Source organism: Paenibacillus soyae (assembly GCF_024623455.1).
Classification (GTDB): domain Bacteria; phylum Bacillota; class Bacilli; order Paenibacillales; family Paenibacillaceae; genus Pristimantibacillus; species Pristimantibacillus soyae.
On record NZ_JANIPJ010000051.1, the window covers coordinates 1 to 1,673 of the forward strand.

Below are 1,673 nucleotides of genomic sequence, written 5' to 3' on the forward strand. Positions count from 1 at the left end.
ATAGTTATAATGAACGAAACCGACATCCACTTTGCTTCTACGTAGGTTAATTTGGAAATAATGGAGCTTGAGAAACAACCATTAAATACCAAATCAGAGCTACAAAACAAAGGAGTCGGTTTCTACTATGAGTCTTGCCACAAAGTACGTTGGACTAGACGTATCCAAACAAAAAATTGCAATTGCCATCGCGGACGAAGGTAAGCAAGATCCTCGCTACTGGGGAAGCATTCCCCATACTAAGGAAGCGGTACGCAAGTGGGTTCAGCAAGTACGGTCAACAGACATGACATTGGAAGTGTGTTATGAAGCTGGCCCAACGGGCTACGTCCTTTATCGTTGGCTGCTAGAGATGGATGTTTCCTGTACCGTAATCGCCCCTTCGCTCATCCCCAAACGTGCAGGAGATCGAATAAAAACGGACAAACGGGATGCGATCCGGCTAGCCCAGCTGTTTCGTTCAGGCGAATTGACTTCGATCTACATCCCTACGCCTCAAGACGAAGCGTTGCGAGACCTCGTTCGTGCAAGAGAAGATGCCAAGGAGGACTTGAACCGACACAAGCAGCGTCTGGGCAAATTGTTATTAAGGCTCCAGCTTTCCCCTTCTAATGGAGCAACCCCTTGGACGCATGCCTATGAAGAGTGGCTGGATACGCTCCAGTTCTCCGAAGACAGCCAACGTGTGGTGTTCCAGGAATATCGAGAAACCATCCGGGAAACCAAGGAGCGTATGAAGCGTTACGAAAGGGAAATCGAGGTGCAAGAGGAAGAGAGTCATCAAGCTCCGCTCATCCAAGCTTTGCAAGCCTTACGAGGCGTCGCTGTGCTGACGGCTACCACGCTAGCGTCGGAGATTTGTACCATCTCGCGGTTTCCAAGTGCATCGGCGTTCATGAGTTATTGCGGTCTAGTCCCTAGCGAGCGATCAAGTGGGGAAACGCGCTGGCAAGGTAGTCTGACGAAGGCGGGCAACGCCCATTTGCGTAGAGTGCTAGTGGAGTCCGCTTGGAGCTACCGTTATAGTCCGGCGGTAAAGCGAAAGATGAGAGAACGAGTCACCGGTTTGCCGTCCGAAATTCAATCTATCGCTTGGAATGCACAGCAACGTCTGCACCATAAATACAGGAGCATGATGCGCAAAGGAAAACACAAAGGAACCCTTGTAGCTGCTCTAGCAAGAGAATTGGCCGGATTCGTATGGGCGATCGCCAAGGAAGTAGAGCGACTAGATCAGAAGAAAACTGCTTAAAAGGAAAAGAGCAAAGATCGGGTTGGAAAGAAAGAGAAAGGGGGGAATCCGGGACAGAGATCATTCCATGCCTCGGGGGCAAAAATAGGCAAGGTGAAGAGGAACCCGCGTAAGCCCTTTGAATCAGTCCTTACGGACTGACAATCGATAATAGTTAGCGGTAGGCTCTTCAGACGTATGTAGAACTTGTGTGAACCCACGTATATCAGGATGCCAACCGGCGTTATTGTTTTTGCCTCCGAGCCATTGAATGATCGTCCTAAGTTATAAGAAAGAAACCGTCGCGCCATCCGTCTTTACTGGTAGTTAGATTACAAGCGAGAAAAGTCTGTCAAAAAACTTTTTGACAGACCCTTATTCAAGTGCGTCAAAAACGTAGGAGCGACACAGACGCTTGACAGGTTTCGTTCATATCAAGGGC

At 49.0% G+C, this 1,673-nt stretch carries 1 protein-coding gene; it reads left to right on the plus strand.

Going from position 1 to position 1,673, the window contains the following annotated elements; genetic code table 11:
* Positions 1-127: 127 nt before the first annotated feature.
* Entirely contained in the window at positions 128-1,252 is a 1,125-nt protein-coding gene (locus NQZ67_RS29885; protein WP_257453151.1) for an IS110 family RNA-guided transposase, read from the plus strand.
* Positions 1,253-1,673 lie beyond the last annotated feature (421 nt).

What these genes read in the sequence shown, in the direction of transcription:
- NQZ67_RS29885 (WP_257453151.1), top strand. Translation starts at nt 128, where the DNA reads ATGAGTCTTGCCACAAAGTACGTTGGACTAGACGTATCCAAACAAAAA.